16 protein-coding genes are annotated in these 14550 nt (G+C 62.9%); 8 read left to right on the top strand and 8 right to left on the bottom strand.

Going from position 1 to position 14550, the window contains the following annotated elements; all coding sequences use genetic code 11:
- The first annotated feature begins 9 nt into the window (after positions 1 to 9).
- From DBR47_RS20285 to DBR47_RS20265, 5 genes are all read left to right on the top strand, one after another.
- Positions 10 to 453, top strand: coding sequence for a GNAT family N-acetyltransferase (locus DBR47_RS20285; RefSeq protein WP_124453483.1), 444 nt, complete (start codon positions 10 to 12; stop codon positions 451 to 453).
- A gap of 49 nt (positions 454 to 502) precedes the next feature.
- Positions 503 to 799 (top strand): YciI family protein, encoded by a 297-nt coding sequence (locus DBR47_RS20280; RefSeq protein ID WP_124453481.1) that lies wholly within the window; start codon positions 503 to 505, stop codon positions 797 to 799.
- Positions 796 to 2619 (top strand): hypothetical protein, encoded by a 1824-nt coding sequence (locus tag DBR47_RS20275; protein ID WP_124453479.1) that lies wholly within the window; start codon positions 796 to 798, stop codon positions 2617 to 2619. Before DBR47_RS20280 ends, DBR47_RS20275 begins: the two co-directional genes overlap by 4 nt.
- A 121-nt stretch (positions 2620 to 2740) precedes the next feature.
- Positions 2741 to 4747, top strand: a complete 2007-nt coding sequence (locus tag DBR47_RS20270) for an acetyl/propionyl/methylcrotonyl-CoA carboxylase subunit alpha (protein ID WP_124453477.1) — start codon at positions 2741 to 2743, stop codon at positions 4745 to 4747.
- A 20-nt stretch (positions 4748 to 4767) separates the two neighbouring features.
- On the top strand, positions 4768 to 5676 hold the full coding sequence (locus DBR47_RS20265) for a hydroxymethylglutaryl-CoA lyase (protein ID WP_197047188.1): 909 nt from the start codon (positions 4768 to 4770) through the stop codon (positions 5674 to 5676).
- Here the strand turns inward: DBR47_RS20265 and DBR47_RS20260 are convergent.
- On the bottom strand, positions 5673 to 6143 hold the full coding sequence (locus tag DBR47_RS20260) for a hypothetical protein (protein ID WP_124453473.1): 471 nt from the start codon (positions 6141 to 6143) through the stop codon (positions 5673 to 5675). The two genes, DBR47_RS20265 and DBR47_RS20260, sit on opposite strands and share 4 nt — an antisense overlap.
- Positions 6144 to 6173: 30 nt before the next feature.
- A complete protein-coding gene (locus tag DBR47_RS20255; RefSeq protein WP_124453471.1) occupies positions 6174 to 6905 on the bottom strand; it encodes a VC0807 family protein in 732 nt (243 codons plus the stop codon).
- A gap of 144 nt (positions 6906 to 7049) precedes the next feature.
- Between DBR47_RS20255 and DBR47_RS20250 the strand changes: the two genes are divergently transcribed.
- Positions 7050 to 7532 (top strand): GreA/GreB family elongation factor, encoded by a 483-nt coding sequence (locus DBR47_RS20250; RefSeq protein ID WP_124453469.1) that lies wholly within the window; start codon positions 7050 to 7052, stop codon positions 7530 to 7532.
- Between the two features lie 61 nt (positions 7533 to 7593).
- On the opposite strand, the gene DBR47_RS20245 is transcribed toward DBR47_RS20250, so the two are convergent.
- The 6 genes from DBR47_RS20245 to DBR47_RS20220 all read right to left on the bottom strand — a co-directional run bounded on the left by DBR47_RS20245 (position 7594) and on the right by DBR47_RS20220 (position 12285).
- Positions 7594 to 8520: a serine aminopeptidase domain-containing protein gene (locus tag DBR47_RS20245; protein ID WP_231512416.1), complete on the bottom strand. Its 927-nt coding sequence runs from the start codon at positions 8518 to 8520 to the stop codon at positions 7594 to 7596.
- Positions 8517 to 9221, bottom strand: coding sequence for a hypothetical protein (locus tag DBR47_RS20240; RefSeq protein ID WP_124453467.1), 705 nt, complete (start codon positions 9219 to 9221; stop codon positions 8517 to 8519). The genes DBR47_RS20245 and DBR47_RS20240 overlap by 4 nt, the downstream gene beginning before the upstream one ends.
- Positions 9222 to 9249: 28 nt before the next feature.
- Positions 9250 to 10419 (bottom strand): hypothetical protein, encoded by a 1170-nt coding sequence (locus DBR47_RS20235; RefSeq protein ID WP_124453465.1) that lies wholly within the window; start codon positions 10417 to 10419, stop codon positions 9250 to 9252.
- A gap of 143 nt (positions 10420 to 10562) precedes the next feature.
- Entirely contained in the window at positions 10563 to 11435 is an 873-nt protein-coding gene (locus DBR47_RS20230) for a DUF2306 domain-containing protein (protein ID WP_124453463.1), read from the bottom strand.
- Positions 11436 to 11464: 29 nt separating this feature from the next.
- A complete protein-coding gene (locus DBR47_RS20225) occupies positions 11465 to 11773 on the bottom strand; it encodes a hypothetical protein (RefSeq protein ID WP_124453461.1) in 309 nt (102 codons plus the stop codon).
- 83 nt (positions 11774 to 11856) lie between these two features.
- A complete protein-coding gene (locus DBR47_RS20220; RefSeq protein WP_231512415.1) occupies positions 11857 to 12285 on the bottom strand; it encodes a hypothetical protein in 429 nt (142 codons plus the stop codon).
- 437 nt (positions 12286 to 12722) lie between these two features.
- On the opposite strand from DBR47_RS20220, the gene DBR47_RS20215 reads away from it, so the two are divergent.
- Positions 12723 to 13742 carry a sensor histidine kinase gene (locus tag DBR47_RS20215; RefSeq protein WP_197047186.1) on the top strand — a complete coding sequence of 340 codons (1020 nt, stop codon included), beginning with the start codon at positions 12723 to 12725 and terminating at the stop codon, positions 13740 to 13742.
- Entirely contained in the window at positions 13739 to 14515 is a 777-nt protein-coding gene (locus DBR47_RS20210; RefSeq protein ID WP_124453454.1) for a LytTR family DNA-binding domain-containing protein, read from the top strand. The genes DBR47_RS20215 and DBR47_RS20210 overlap by 4 nt, the downstream gene beginning before the upstream one ends.
- Positions 14516 to 14550: the final 35 nt, after the last annotated feature.

The raw sequence follows: 14550 nt of genomic DNA, 5'->3' as shown, positions 1-14550 counted from the left end.
GGAAGAACAATGAAGACCCGCCTCGCCACACTCGCCGATCTGGACGCCGTCGCGCCCTTGTTCGACGCTTATCGCCAGTTCTATGAGCAGGCCCCGGACCTGGGCTTGGCGCGTGAGTTTCTGCGCGCCCGGCTGGCGGCGGGCGAGTCTGAGTTGATCGTGCTGGAGTCGGGGGATGAGCTGCTGGGTTTTTGCCAGCTCTACCCCAGCTTCTGCTCGGTGTTGGCTCAGCCCATCTTTGTGCTCTACGACCTTTTCGTTAGCCCTTCCGCGCGGCGGGGTGGTGTTGCCAGTGCCTTGCTGCAGGCCGCTGAAGATCTGGCTCGGCAGCGCGGCAAGGCACGCATGGATTTGACGACGGCCCGCACAAACCATCAGGCGCAGGCGCTTTATGAGCGCATGGGCTGGCGGTTGGATGAGGTGTTCTTGGCGTATCAGCGGGAATTGAATTAGGGCGGGCCGATAGCCGCCAGCTTCGTCCTTTTCGCCATCGAATCAGACCATGCTCTTCATCGTGCAATTTGTAGACCACCCTCAGCAACAGGCGCTTCGTCAGTCGCAGATGGCGGCGCATTTGCAGTGGTTGAATGAGCATCAAGAGACGGTGTTGCAGGCTGGCTCATTGCGTGAGCGAGTGGATGCTCCTGCGCTAGGCGGTCTTTGGATTGTGGATGCGGCCGACAAGGAGGCTGTGCTGAATCTGCTCCAGACAGACCCTTTCTGGATTCATGGTTTGCGGGCTTCGGTGGAGGTGCTGCATTGGTCCAAGGCGTTTGAGGGTCGCAAGGTTTTGATATGAGCTTGCCGTTTAACTCTCGCAGATGGCATGGCTGGAAATCCAGACATGGAGCTTGGCGCTTCAAGTTGCTAGATCAGGCAACAAACGTTTTGAGAGGAATTTTGTTGGCCTTGTTCGGTGGGGTTCTGTGCGGTCAAGCCTTGGCTGCAGAGATGCTGATCGAGTTTTCTTTGGCTGATGACGGGGCTCTGTTGGTGAGCTACACCCCGCCGGCCGGCGTGCGCGAATTGCCACGATGGGACCGAAGTGCCATCGCGCGCGACTTCTGGGCCACGCAAGTCCAGCCTCGGGATGCCTGCACCAGCTTGGGCGAGGATCACATTCGCTTGAGTGAAGGCGCGCATTGCAGAAGCGCTCGTTTGCGAGTCACCCCAAAGCTATTGGCGCGAAATGCCAGCTACGAAGCTGCGCAGCCGATCTCGGGGACGGGTGTCTTGGCCTATAGCGGCTTTTACGCTGTGACTCTTGCAGGCTTTGACCTTCATTGGCGATGGCTTGCCCCTGAGGGGGGCTACGTCTTGCAAGACGGCCGGGTACACAGGAGGCAGGCCGATTTGTTAGTTGACTCCACCACGGTGAGCGCGGCAGTCAACGCAGGAAGCGACGACCCCAGTTCATGGAGTCAAGTCGGGGCACGGCACTATGCCTACCTGGGCAAGGCGCATTTGATGGAGTTTCCGGGCGGGACCTTGGTGCGTGATCCCGCCATGGATGACAAACGTGTCGATCTGATTCGTCGCACCTTGGTTCGCACGATGGCTGACTTGAGTCAAGCCTATGGCGCAGATCCAGTTGGCCCGGTGGGCGTAGTCACCAGTACCGCCGATCTGAGCAATTTTCATGGAGATGTCAGTGAAGGCCGCATGATGCGTTTGCGTCTTGTGCCAGCCGAGAAGGAGCAAGACCCAATAGGGCAGGGGCTGCAAAGCTTTGTGATGCATGAGACGGCCCACTGGTGGAATATGGGTGTGCGTCACAGCGACTCCGACAGACCCTGGATGCACGAAGGTCATGCCGATTGGCTTGTTCTGCTGATGCAAAGCCACCACGGGGACTGGAGCGCGGACACGGTGAAAGCCATGGCGGCAAGCGCAATCAATAGATGCCTTTTGGCTCGTGGCGAGTCGCCAGCTGCAACCCTTGCGCCAAGGTATTCCAAACAGGACGATCCGTATGCCTGTGGTTTTAGCCTGATGTTGATGGCGCAGGCGCAATCGCATGCACGACGTGACCCCACTGACTCGCGCACTCCCTTGGCTTTGTTGGCCGGCCTGCATCCAAAGCTTGGTTTACTGGATATGAATGGCTTTGCGAGCTGGGCGGACGGCGGCGCCAAAGGACCCATGCACGGTCTCCTATTCAATCCCGGTCAGCCTTTTTCCAGCGGCTTGAGCCAAGCTCTGCAGACTCTCCAGATCGTCGAAGCTGTGCCTGTCAGTGAGTCCGGGTTTCAAGCGCGCGCCAAGATTGCAGGGCGAATGATGATGGCCTTGATGGAAACGGACTGTGGTTCCTTTGGCTTTACTTCCAACAGTGCCGCAGGTGGTTTTTTCAGTGTGGATCGAGAAGGTCCCGTGTGCGCGAGCTTGCGAAGAGGGCAAGACGTGCAGACGCTGGAGAACGTGCCAATGCTGGCTGATCCTGTAAGCGCCTGGGGTGCCATGAAAAAGGCTTGTGAGAGCGGGCGCCACTTGACAGTCGGTTATCGAGAAGGGGGCGACAGTTCGTTGCCATGCCCGCGAGCCATGCCCGCCGAGCCACCACGCCATTTGTTGCGATTGCAAGCCGGAGCCCTGCAGCGCCTCGGACTGAGTTCATAAGGAGACAAAAAATGTTCAAGAAGATCCTGATCGCCAACCGCGGCGTTCGCGCCCCTGACGCGGTCGCGTCAGCGACAAATTGCCTGGCTCGCGCAGCGAGCCGCGAGTGAGCCGAGGACCTATGTTTAATAAAATTTTGATCGCCAACCGCGGCGAAATCGCCTGCCGCGTCGCAGCCACCGCCCGCCGCATGGGTGTCAAAACCGTCGCGGTTTATTCGGAAGCTGATGCCAAAGCCAAGCATGTGCAGGCCTGCGATGAGGCCGTCTTGATCGGCGGCGCAGCGCCCAAGGACTCCTATCTGCAATGGCAGCGCATCATCGATGCGGCCAAGGCCACGGGTGCGCAGGCGGTTCATCCGGGCTATGGCTTCTTGAGCGAGAACGAGGACTTCGCCAACGCTTGCGCGGCGAATGGCCTGGTCTTCATCGGCCCGCCTGCCTCGGCGATCTTGGCCATGGGGCTGAAGGCGGAGTCCAAGCGTTTGATGGAAAAAGCCGGCGTGCCTCTGGTGCCCGGCTACCACGGCGCCGATCAGGACCCGGCCTTGCTCAAACGCGAGGCGGAGCGCATCGGCTTCCCGGTGCTGATCAAGGCCAGCGCAGGCGGTGGCGGCAAGGGCATGCGGGCGGTCTTTTCTGCGGACGAGTTTGACGCGGCCCTGGCCTCGTGCAAGCGCGAAGCCATCAACAGCTTTGGCGACGATGCTGTTTTGATCGAACGTTATGTGCAGCGCCCGCGCCATGTGGAGATCCAGGTTTTCGGCGACAACTTTGGCGATTGCGTCTATCTCTTCGAGCGCGATTGCTCGGTGCAGCGCCGCCACCAGAAGGTGCTGGAAGAAGCACCCGCCCCCGGCATGAGCGAAGCCCGCCGTCAGGCCATGGGCGAGGCGGCGGTGGCTGCGGCGAAAGCCGTGGGCTATAGCGGCGCAGGCACGGTGGAGTTCATCTGCGAGCACGATTTCGTTGAAAGCGGTCGCTTCTATTTCATGGAGATGAACACGCGGCTGCAGGTCGAGCATCCGGTGACGGAAGCCATCACCGGCCAAGACCTGGTGGAGTGGCAGCTGCGCGTGGCCTCGGGCGAGCCCCTGCCGCTCAAGCAGCATGAATTGAAGATGCATGGCCACGCCATCGAGGCTCGCGTCTGTGCAGAGAATCCCGAGGCCGGTTTCTTGCCCGCCACCGGCGCCCTGACGGTGGCGCGCTGGCCCGAGCATGTGAAGTTCGAGCGTGGCGATGTGCGCATCGACGCCGGCGTGGGCGAGGGCGACGAGATCAGCCCCTTCTACGACTCCATGGTGGCCAAGCTCATCGTTTGGGGCGAAGACCGTGCGCAAGCCCTGGCGCGCCTGGACGCCGCCCTGCGCGACACCCATATCGTGGGCCTGCAAACCAATGTGGCCTTTTTGCGCCGCTGCGCCGCGACGGCTTCATTCGCCCAGGCCGATCTGGACACGGCCTTGATCGAACGCGAGAAAGAGGCCTTGTTCGGCCAGGCCGGCTTGGCCCTGGACATCACGGCTGCGGCCGTGGTGGCCCACAAGCTGGCCTTGGAAGCTCAAGCGCAGGACAGCGACCCTTGGAGCCGCCGCGATGGCTGGCGCATGTATGGCGCCTCGGTGCGCCGCTTTGATCTGCGCGTGGGCGAAAGCAAGTTGCAGGTGAGCTTGTCTCGCCATCATCAAGGCGGTATGCAACTTGAAGTGGAGGGTCAGGTCTTGCCTTTCGCCGTCAACTCCCGCAGCCTGGAGTCGCACGAGCTTTTGCTTGGTGAGGGTTTGGCCCAGCGCCGCGTGGTGGTGAACAGCTATGCCCAGGGCGAGACGATTGCCGTCTTCGCGCCTCAGGGCTCGGCCCTGGTGACCGAGATCGACCCGATTGCTCATGCGGGCGACGGTGCCGCTGAGACCGGCCGTTTGACGGCGCCCATGCCCGGCAAGCTGGTGTCCTTCCTGGCTCAGGTGGGGGACAAGGTCAGCAAGGGTCAAGCCCTGGCGGTGATGGAGGCGATGAAGATGGAGCACACGATTCTTGCGCCCAAGGACGGTGTGGTGGCTGAGCTGCTATTCGCCGTGGGCGACCAGGTTGGCGACGGCGCCGAGTTGCTCAAGATGCAGGCCTGATTGAGAAGGAAACATTGACCATGAAGCTGCCCAGCAAAGTCACGCTCGTCGACGTCGGCCCGCGCGACGGCCTGCAGAACGAAAAAGAACCCGTCTCCACGGCGCACAAAGCCCAGTTGGTTGCCATGCTGCAAGCGGCGGGCCTGAAGGAGATTGAGGTCACCAGCTTTGTCTCGCCCAAATGGGTGCCGCAGATGGCGGACAACGTGGCGGTGATGGCCGCGATTGAGCGGCGTGCCGATGTCAGGTACTCGGTGCTAACGCCCAATGCCAAGGGATTGGAGGCAGCCCTCCCGACCAAGCCCGACGAGATCGTCGTCTTCGCCGCCGCCTCCGAGGCCTTCAGCCAGAAGAACATCAACTGCAGCATTGCCGAGAGCATTGACCGTTTTGCGCCCGTGGTGGAGGCGGCGCATGCGGCGGGCATCAAGGTGCGTGGGGCCTTGTCTTGCGCCGTGGGCTGCCCTTACGAGGGCGAGATCAGCCCCGACCAGGTAGAACGCGTGGCGGGCCTGATGCGCGCCATCGGCGTCGATCATCTGGGCGTGGCCGACACGATTGGCGTGGGCACGCCGCGCAAGGTGCAGGCCGCGATGGAGCGGGCGCTCAAGCACTTCCCCCTGCATGAGTTGAGCGGCCATTTCCACGACACCTATGGTCAGGCCCTGGCAAATATCTACGCCTGCCTGGAACTGGGTGTGCATCACTTCGACGCCAGCGTGGCAGGCTTGGGCGGCTGCCCTTATGCCAAGGGCGCTACCGGCAATGTGGCGACCGAGGACGTGGTCTTCATGCTGAACGGGCTAGGCATTGAGACCGGCATCGACCTGGATCTGCTGGTCGATGCCGGCGCCTTCATCTCCGGCGTGCTGGGCCGCCCGCCGGTGTCGCGCGTGGCGCGGGCGCTCTTGGCTAAACGGGCGGGCTAGCGCACCAGTCGCACGGCCGCAATGGCCAGCCAGCCCAGGGCGAAGTTGAGCATCACCAACTTCTGAATCATTGCGGCGGACTGCGCGGCCTCAGCCCATTCACCGGCGGCCACCCGCCGTTTGAACTTGGCGAAGCCGGCGAAAAAGATGTGGCCGAAGATGGCAAACATCAGCAGGCCCAGACCCAGCATCAGGTTCCAGCCCAGGGGCACGCTGCCCGAGCCTGTCGCGGCTTTGACGGCGCGGAAGCCCGTGGTGTAGAGATTCATGCCGGTGAGGAAGAGCAGCAGCACCGAGACCGCCACGGCCCCGAAGAAGCGCCGCCACACCTCCACCATCAGCCGCGCACGCGGCTGGCCTTCCAGGGCCAAGGCAGCCGCGGGCCGCAGCGCGAACAGCATGAAAGTCATGCCACCCATCCAGACGATGGCAGCGGCGAGGTGCAGCAGTTTGACGAGTTCGTACATGGTGGCTTTCGTGATGGAGTGGAAAGGACATCAAGCCTGCTTGCGCAAGCAGTCTTCCAGCGTGAGCCCGGTCAGGCGGCGGATGCTGCGGGCCAGGTAAAACAGCACGGCCATGGTCAGCAAGGTGGAGGGGATGACGATAACGGGCCAGCTGAGCAGATTCATGCGGCCCAGCTCGGCGTTGAAGGCCTCGCTGCCCGCCGGGCTTTGCACGATCCAGCGCGCCAGGCCGTAATTCATGATGCTTGAGAACGCAAAGCTGCCGGCCAGCATCAGGGTGCCCAAGCGCAGGCTGCGCTCGAATGCGGCGCTCGCCTTGCGCTCGGTCAGGGCGGCTTCGATGCGCGGCACATCCATCAATTGCGGGCTGAACACCAGCAGATGCACCAGCGGCTTTTTGCTCAGTGCCGAGCCGGCCACGACCAGGCCGATCACGCCTGGCACGGCGGCTTCTTTGACGGCCAGCCATTGCGGGTCCAGGGCCAGCAAGCCGATGCCGCCGGTCATCAAGGTGCTGAACACCCCGAGGCCCGCCATCCAGCTGAAACGGCGCTCGCGCCAGGCGGTGTAAGCCGCCCAGCCCAGAGGCAGGGCCAGGGCCAGCAGCAAGGCGCCTAGGGCACCCAGGCGCGCGGGGCTGCTGAGCTGCATCAAGACCAGCGAGGGCGCTAGCAGCGTCACCATCAGCTCGGTCAGGGTGTTGGGCTGGCTGGGCGTGGGGGAGGTGGACGAAGAGGAGTTGGAGTGGTGAGGGACTGACATGCGAGCAATGTAAGGGCTTGCCCACGGCGGTCAAGCCGACATTCGCCCGCTGGCGTGGGGGCAGGCGCTTTGGTGCGAATGGTGGCGCCCTTGATAATCACGCCCCCGCAGCCCCGCTTGCTTGAGACGCCGCTTTTTTTCAATATGGATAAATCATTGCTTCAGCAGCAGGTGCTGGAACGGCTGGCCGTTGACTTGGCTCAAGTCGAACAGGCCGCGCGGGCGGCGCATGAAACGGCGACTCACGAAGAAAACATCGCCGAGAATAAGTACGACACCTTGGGTCTGGAAGCCGCCTACCTGGCCAGCGGCCAAGCCCGTCGGGCCGAAGCCATCCGCCAGGCCATGGTCAACTGGCGTCAGTTCCGTCCCCGCCCCTTTGATGCCAGCAAAGGCGTACAACTCGGCGCACTGGTCTGCCTGGTCGACGCCGAGGACACACAGCAGTTTCTTTTTCTCGGCCCAGATGGCGGCAGCATGAAGTTGCTCTGCGCTGCCCAGCTCGTTCAAGTCATCAGCAGCGAAGCACCCTTGGGCAGGGCATTGCTGGGCAAATGCGAGGGCGATGAGGTGGCGATTCAGGTCGCAGCAAAACGTCAGCAGTTTGAGGTCTTGCGGGTTTTTTGAGCCGCAAGCAAGTTCAGGCGTAGGGCCTCGCGTGCATGCTCGGCAAGCCGCAGACCAACGCTCACTGTTGTTGGAGCCAAGCCAAACTCTCCTGCCAGGCAGGCCTCCCCGCCTCACGGAAATAGCCGAAGTGCCCTAATGCGCGGGCGCCAACATCCGCCGGGGCCAAGGATGTGATTTCCACCTGCGCAGCGACGAAGAAACCCATGAGCGCCTCGACCGCGGCGCGCGGCGCCATCCAGTCATCGCTCACCACGCAGGCGCGTATGCGTCCGCGATAGCTCGCGAATTGCTGGCGCAAGGAGTGGCCCTCGCGATCAACCAGGTATTCTGGGTGGCGGCACCAGCGCGCCCATTCGCGAGCGACACCCCCTGGCAAATCTTCACCGAAGCCGATTCGGCGCGAGGGGAAGTAGGCAAGTGCAGCGACCAGTCCGGGCATCAGAACGTGCCACAACAATGCGAGACACCAGCGCGGGAGGCCGCTCCAAAGCTTCCAGTAGCCGCTTTGCACGCTCAAGGCAAACATGGCGTGGACCAACTCCTTGTTGTCCGCCAATCCGAATAGCTGGCCGCCAGCGCTGTGTGCAACTGCCAGCAGACGTTTGCCTGGATAGCGCTGAGCGGCCGCGTCGATCATGCTGGCGACGTCGACCTCGCCCCACTGACGCATATCACAAGCTTCGGCGCGGATGTCGTCTTCGGCAGAGCCGCCTATGCCGCGATAGTCGTAGGTCAGCACCACCAAACCATGGCTGGCGAGGAAGCGTGCGTAACGGTCGTAGTAGCTGCGCTTGACGCCGGTCGCGCCATTGACGATGACGACGTGGTCACCGTCGGCCGCCGTCGAATAGATCGTGGCCGCAAGAGAGCGGCCATCGCGAGCAACGATGCGCAGCTCCTCAGCCGTGACGGGCGATGCGGCCATGGTCATCCCTTCATGCCTGCTCGCCAGCGAAGCTTGCGCCGACCCGTGGTCTTGCTTCACGGCTTCACCTGCAGCTTGCTGTCGAAAGCGGCCCCCGCCAGGCACTTCTTCAATTCGGCGCGCGCCTTCAGGCCATCGTGCCATTCGATGTTGGCGATGGACTTGCCTTGGTAGTTCAGGTCAAAGCTCCAGTTGTCTTCCATGCCTTGCAGCAGCGCCTCGATGCTAGGAACGGCAAAGGCCAACAGAGGCGGCGTTTGGGGGTGGGTCTGCATGTAAATCGCATTCAGCGTCACCGGCTTTGTGTTGCCCTGGGTCAAGGTCACTAACGCAGGCTTTCCACTGGGAAGCTTAGGGAAAGCTGCGCTGCTGTCATCGCCAAGTGGGGAGAATGCCAGCAATGCCCCGCGATAGCTCCCGCCCGGGCCGAATAGCGTGACCATCACACCGTCCTTCATCTTGTCTGTTTTGCCCGCCTCCTGCAGGCGCTTGGCGCGCAGAAAGGACGCGGCGCAATACTCGCCGGGCGCTGCACCTGACTTGGCCTGCATGAACTCCCACCAGCCGGCGATGATGGCTTCACGATAGCGGTTCGCCTCTTCCTTGCTCGACCCCAGGGCGGCGTTCGCGTTGATCTCCTTGTGGTGTTCTTCCATGACTGAGGCCAGTACATCGAAGGATTCCCACTGCACGCCCGCAGCCGCGGGACAAGGCAGCGTGGCGGCGAGGAGCCCAAAGCTCAGAAGCGCTTTCTTGATCATCTGTCGTGTTTCCGTTTTTTTTGTGGGCCTACTTCGGTCGCGTGGCGTCTTCGCAAAGCAGGGACACCTTGCCTAAACCGGCTCCCTGGTAGTCCCCTCTGACGAGGACGTCGTCCACTCGCCACTGGCCATGGGCGTCTTGTCGAACACGGAACTCCGCGAAGCACTTGGCAAAACCGCCAGCGTCGCCGCCGACCACGCCCTGGGCGCCGTAAACCGTGACGGCGGCTCGTTCCCAGTACTCGGTGTAGCGCAGGAACCGCGTCCCCGCGACCTGATTGAATTCAGGATTGCCCATGATTTGAACGACCTTCTCCTCCGGCTGACCACGGAAGACAGCCGCCAGCTTGGCTTCGTACTTGTTCATCTTCGAACCGTCGGCATGCTTGTCCGCGTTCTTGGCCGCTTCGAGATCCGCCTTCATTTCCTTGCCTGTTTTTTGAAGGCTTTCCAGCAAGCTGGCCCGCATCGATTCGGTGCCGGACTCCAAGTCCTGCTGCTTCTTTCGCAGCGTTGCGAGCGCGGCCTGCTTGTCGGCTTCGGAGAGCGGCTGGGCCCATTTGCCACTCGGGTCGGGGCGCTTGCCATCCAGCACCTTGCTCCACCAGAGGTTCTCCCAAGCGAAGTCCAGCACTTCCGAAGGCAGGCTTGCGCCGATGACAGGCATGTCCGCCGGCAGCCCGAGATAGGCGGCAATGCGCTTGCCGAAGCCCTCGAAGTCAAATGTCTTGCCCTTGATGGCCGCATGCAAGGCTTGATCGATTTCGATGCTGTTGCAGGCAATGATGGCGGCTTTTGCCAGCATCGGTGCACGGGCTGCCTTCCAATCGCTTTCGGCCACCGGCTCGGTCTTCAGGTCGGCGCGCCTGAGCTGATAGCTGCCAGCCCCGATGCGAAAGGTGTTGCTTGCGCGGAAAAAGTTCTTGCTCTCGGCGAGCTTGAAATCGCTGTTGTTCGGTCGCTTGCCGACCGCGCACTGGAACTGCAGTTTCATGTGGACGAACTCTGGCTTGCCTGCGTTCTCGTAGACCGCCGTGACGGGAAGCTCGCGAATCTCCAAGTCACCGCCGACCATGGCGGGCGGCGTTCTGTTCAGCATATAGCGCAGATCAGCAACGTAGACCACACGGTCATCGATCTCACCTTCGTATTGCACGACCGCACCGAAAGCAAAAGCCTGGGTGCTCAGCGCGGCCATGACCGTCAGGGAAGCGGCGTGGAGCAAGTCACTTGCTATGCGCCGCATGGGGTTCCGATACGCGGCGTGGGGCTTTGTGGCTGTGCGCCGTGGGCAAGGCTGGTCCTGCGCCAGCCCCTGCCGCACGTCCCTATCGGGCGCGTTCATTGGGCCATGCGCGGCAACCACATCCCGGCGACGGCCGCCAGCGTGCCCGCTGTTGTTGTGAGTGTGACCACGCCAATCGCCAGCGTCGCGCTGAGTTGGAGCGCTATGCCTCCGCGGTCTTTGGCGAACAGGTACAGCTGCAGCAGCAGCAGGGGCAGGACGATGTAGACGCTGAGCGCCAGCACGGTGAGGAAGGGGCCCTGAAAAGTGGCGGGGTCAAAGCCAAGCGGCCGCCGGTGCCATGCCAGCCAAGCCATCAAGCCCACACGGAAGAACCAGACGCCGCTGGCCACCACGAACAGACGAAGGGCCCAGCGTCGATGGGCGAGGAACTGGCGTGAGCGGGCCGTGCGCCAAGCCATGGTTGCACAGGCCAGGATCAAGAGCGCGTTGACGCTGATGGCCAGATGTTGCGAGAGATCGCCCACCACGCCGCCACGCACCCAGACCAGCCACAGCCCTCCGATCGCCAAGACGAGCGCAAAGCCGATGAAGGCTCGGCCGTTCCAGCGATGGAGCTGCGGCGCGCGCCGACGCAACACCGGCATCAGCTGCAGCACACCGCTCAATACCCATGTCACGGCCAGCAGCAAATGCAGGCCTAGCATCGCCGTCCCCACGGGGTCTTTGGCGTCAAAGCCGCGCGGCAGAATCTTGCTCCAGCGCTCGTATTGGCCAGCCATGGCCGAGCCGCCGTAGACCTTGGCGACGTAGGCAGCAAAGAAGAGCTGACCAGCCAGCGTAATGATGAGCCAGAGCGTGGCGCTGCCCGATAGCAGGGCGCGGGACCAGGCAGGCCAGCGGCCAAGGTCTCGGGGCGGCAGCGGGAGTGGGGTGGCCATCGTGGCGCTTGCTTCGTGCGTGGGCATGGGATCTCCTCTCTCGTCACAAGGCCGCTTCAGCGGCCCAGAAGGGGATTGCGCGCCGGCTCGCCATCCTTTGTGCAGATGGCGTCCGACACGGCGCGCCCCAGCAGGCCAATCGATCCTCCGACGAGGCAGCGATAGGATTGACCGGACTTGGTACGCACGAGATAGCGTGAGGCGGCCCCCTCGTTGACGCGGTTGCTGATCGTGAAATCTTCTTTGGCGATGCCGAGTGCAAAGGCGGTCCTCTCGACGAGGGCCTGGTCGGTGACCGCGATGGAAGCGCAGCCACAGGAGATGAGGGCGGCGAGCAGCGTGCCAGGCAAATAGAGCTTCTTCATAGGACTCCTTGGGCGGGTGAGAAAAGTGTTTGGCTTCAGGCCGGCAGCTCTTGGAGCGCCGAGGCGGTGAGGGTGTGCTGCTTTTACTGGGCGCTCTTGGATGCCGTTGTGCCCATGGCAGCGGCACCGCGCCAGGCTTCGGCCGGATGCAGGAAGTAGCGCACCCAGACGTAGCGCCAGGGCATGACCAGGTAAATCAGCGTGATGCCAATGCATTCGCTGAACAGCACCTGAAGATCGGGTGTGAGGCGGTTCGACAGCCAGGCCGGCAGGATGATCAGCGTGATCGCGACGGTCTTCCACAGCGTCTCAAGCAACATCAAGGGCAACATATGCAAGGGGTACCTCAGCGCGAACAGGCTCAGCAGAGCCAGGGACGCAAGCATCGACTTGGCAATGACGCGCGGTGCCGGCCACGGGCCCGGTTCAAGCAGAACCTGCTGCCAGACAAAGAAGCCCATCACAAGGGCCATGAGCAGATAGCCCAGGCGCAGGGCGTGGATGCGCCACATCGCAACGGCTGGAAGTTCAATGGGTTCGGCGGGTCTCACAGTGGCCTCTCCATGGGTGACTTGTGCATGAGGGCGCTCGGCTTTGCGGCGCTTGGGTGATGCACTTTGGCGTTTGTGGCCAGCGTGAGAAACCGGCCGAGCGATGAATGACGGGCACTGGCTTCCGAGTGACGATGGGGGCGGACGAGAGGCGTGAGTGCCACGCCCTTGGTGTGCCCCCGCGGCGTTCGGCTCCTCGTCGCCCGTAGGCGTCGTTCGGCGCTTGCCCTGCGTCTCTCGTCCTGAGGCTAGGGCTGCCTGCCATGTGGCTCGGGCATACTTCGTTCATGCACGAGCGTCCGGACGCGGCGGCACCTCAGGGCCTGAACTCCGCCGCCCCTATTTCCGCAAGCCCGCGGGCTGGCCCAGGCCCCTTGGTCTCTTGGCCGCGCGTCCGCTTGTGGCTGCTTGTGACGCTGGTGTGGGCGCTGATCCGCACCATGAGTTCGGTGACTCCGTTTGCCGAATGGCTGGCCCGGTGTGGCTTGGCTACGGCCTTGGGTGTGCTGGCATTCGACCTTGCCGATCGATGGCCGCGTCAAACGTCGAGTTGGTCAACGCGCTGGATCTGGCACCTGCTGGCCGTCTTGATCGCCATGCCGCCCGCGACCTATCTGGGCTATGCCTTGACGGTGGGCCAGCTCAATGTCCTGGCGCTCGGCCCCGGCTACCGGGACGGTTGGTTTGCCACGGCATTCCTGGGCGTGCTGGTGGGGCCATGGATTGCCCTGGGCGCGCTTTTGCATCGCAGCGAAGCTTTCGCGCAAGCGCAGGCACAGGACTTCCAGCTGAAGAGCAGCGAGCTTGAACGCAAAGCCTTGGATGCACGCTTGCGCCTGTTGCAAGCCCAGGTGGAGCCGCACTTTCTGTTCAACACCCTGGCCAATATTCGATCGATGGTGCGCCGCTCCGGCAGCGAGGAGGCCACGGCGATGCTAGACAACCTCATCGCCTACCTTCGCGCCGCAGTGCCAGAGATCGAGGCCGAAGACTCGACCTTCGAGCAGGAACGCCGGATCGTCTGCGCCTACCTCGAGCTCATGCGGATGCGCATGCCCGACCGCCTTGAGTACGCTGTGCGCATAGACCAGGAGGCGTCGACGCTTTACTGCCCTCCGATGGGCCTCCTCACCCTGGTCGAGAACGCCATCAAGCATGGCATCGACCCCAGCGAGACCGGCGGTCGTGTCGACGTGCAAGTGACAGTGTCGGGGCCGCGCGTCCATGTTCGTGTGGCTGATACCGGAGTGGGGCTGAGGGCAGGCTCCCGCAACTCGCTGGGCACAGGCCTATCCAATCTGAGGGAGCGACTGGAGCTGGTGTTTGGCCAGGACGCGCAGGTTCGGCTCGTCAGTGGGCAAGCCGCGGGCATGGTGGCAGAAGCCGAGTTTCCCGTGCGCCATGGAGGAAGGGCATGAAGGCCACTGCATTGATCGCCGACGACGAGCCTCGGCTGCGTGAAGAACTGAGCGACCTGCTGGCTCAGGCCTGGCCCGAGTTGCAGGTGCTGGCCCAGGCGCGCAATGGCCGCGAGGCGGTCGAGCAATTCGAGCAGTTGCAGCCAAGCATCTGCTTTCTGGACGTGCACATGCCAGGCATGAGCGGCGTTGAAGCGGCACAGCATATCGGCCGCCGGGCGCACCTGGTCTTTGTCACCGCCTTTGAGCAATACGCGGTCCAGGCCTTCGCGCAAGGGGCCTTGGACTACCTGGTCAAGCCGGTGCAGGCGCCACGGCTGGCCGAGACCGTCAGCCGGCTGCAGGAGCGGATCAAGACGGCAGCGCCTGCATTTCATAACGATTATTTGCTGCGGCAACTGGCGCAGGAGCTGCGGCGCAGCGGGCGCCATTCAGGGCTTCGCTGGCTGCGCGCGCAGGTGGGGTCGGCGCTGCGCATGATTCCGGTCGAACGCGTTGATTTCTTGAAGGCCGACAGCAAGTACACCGTCATCGCATGGCGCAGCGAGGAGGGCACTTGCAGTGAGGCCGTGGTGAGCCTGCCCCTCAAGGAGCTTCTCGCGCAGCTGGACCCCGACCAGTTTGTCCAGGTGCACCGCTCAGCAATCGTCAACCTCGGCTCGGTCAGCCATGTGCTGCGCAACAGCAACGAAACGGCAGACATTCACCTCAAAGGACGCCCCGAGGTGCTGCGCGCCAGCCGCAACTTCACCCATCACTTCAAGCAAATGTAGGCATCGCCAGCGCCGGGCCGGTCGCGCCCTGCGAG

Source organism: Paucibacter sp. KBW04 (assembly GCF_003852425.1).
Lineage (GTDB): Bacteria > Pseudomonadota > Gammaproteobacteria > Burkholderiales > Burkholderiaceae_C > Paucibacter_A.
Note: the sequence above shows the minus strand (reverse complement) of the source record. Positions and strands in the feature narration are given on the sequence as shown.

What these genes read in the sequence shown, in the direction of transcription:
- DBR47_RS20285 (WP_124453483.1), top strand. Translation starts at nt 10, where the DNA reads ATGAAGACCCGCCTCGCCACACTCGCCGATCTGGACGCCGTCGCGCCC.
- DBR47_RS20280 (WP_124453481.1), top strand. Translation starts at nt 503, where the DNA reads ATGCTCTTCATCGTGCAATTTGTAGACCACCCTCAGCAACAGGCGCTT.
- DBR47_RS20275 (WP_124453479.1), top strand. Translation starts at nt 796, where the DNA reads ATGAGCTTGCCGTTTAACTCTCGCAGATGGCATGGCTGGAAATCCAGA.
- DBR47_RS20270 (WP_124453477.1), top strand. Translation starts at nt 2,741, where the DNA reads ATGTTTAATAAAATTTTGATCGCCAACCGCGGCGAAATCGCCTGCCGC.
- DBR47_RS20265 (WP_197047188.1), top strand. Translation starts at nt 4,768, where the DNA reads ATGAAGCTGCCCAGCAAAGTCACGCTCGTCGACGTCGGCCCGCGCGAC.
- DBR47_RS20260 (WP_124453473.1), bottom strand. Translation starts at nt 6,143, where the DNA reads ATGTACGAACTCGTCAAACTGCTGCACCTCGCCGCTGCCATCGTCTGG.
- DBR47_RS20255 (WP_124453471.1), bottom strand. Translation starts at nt 6,905, where the DNA reads ATGTCAGTCCCTCACCACTCCAACTCCTCTTCGTCCACCTCCCCCACG.
- DBR47_RS20250 (WP_124453469.1), top strand. Translation starts at nt 7,050, where the DNA reads ATGGATAAATCATTGCTTCAGCAGCAGGTGCTGGAACGGCTGGCCGTT.
- DBR47_RS20240 (WP_124453467.1), bottom strand. Translation starts at nt 9,221, where the DNA reads ATGATCAAGAAAGCGCTTCTGAGCTTTGGGCTCCTCGCCGCCACGCTG.
- DBR47_RS20235 (WP_124453465.1), bottom strand. Translation starts at nt 10,419, where the DNA reads ATGGCCGCGCTGAGCACCCAGGCTTTTGCTTTCGGTGCGGTCGTGCAA.
- DBR47_RS20230 (WP_124453463.1), bottom strand. Translation starts at nt 11,435, where the DNA reads ATGCCCACGCACGAAGCAAGCGCCACGATGGCCACCCCACTCCCGCTG.
- DBR47_RS20225 (WP_124453461.1), bottom strand. Translation starts at nt 11,773, where the DNA reads ATGAAGAAGCTCTATTTGCCTGGCACGCTGCTCGCCGCCCTCATCTCC.
- DBR47_RS20220 (WP_231512415.1), bottom strand. Translation starts at nt 12,285, where the DNA reads ATGTGGCGCATCCACGCCCTGCGCCTGGGCTATCTGCTCATGGCCCTT.
- DBR47_RS20210 (WP_124453454.1), top strand. Translation starts at nt 13,739, where the DNA reads ATGAAGGCCACTGCATTGATCGCCGACGACGAGCCTCGGCTGCGTGAA.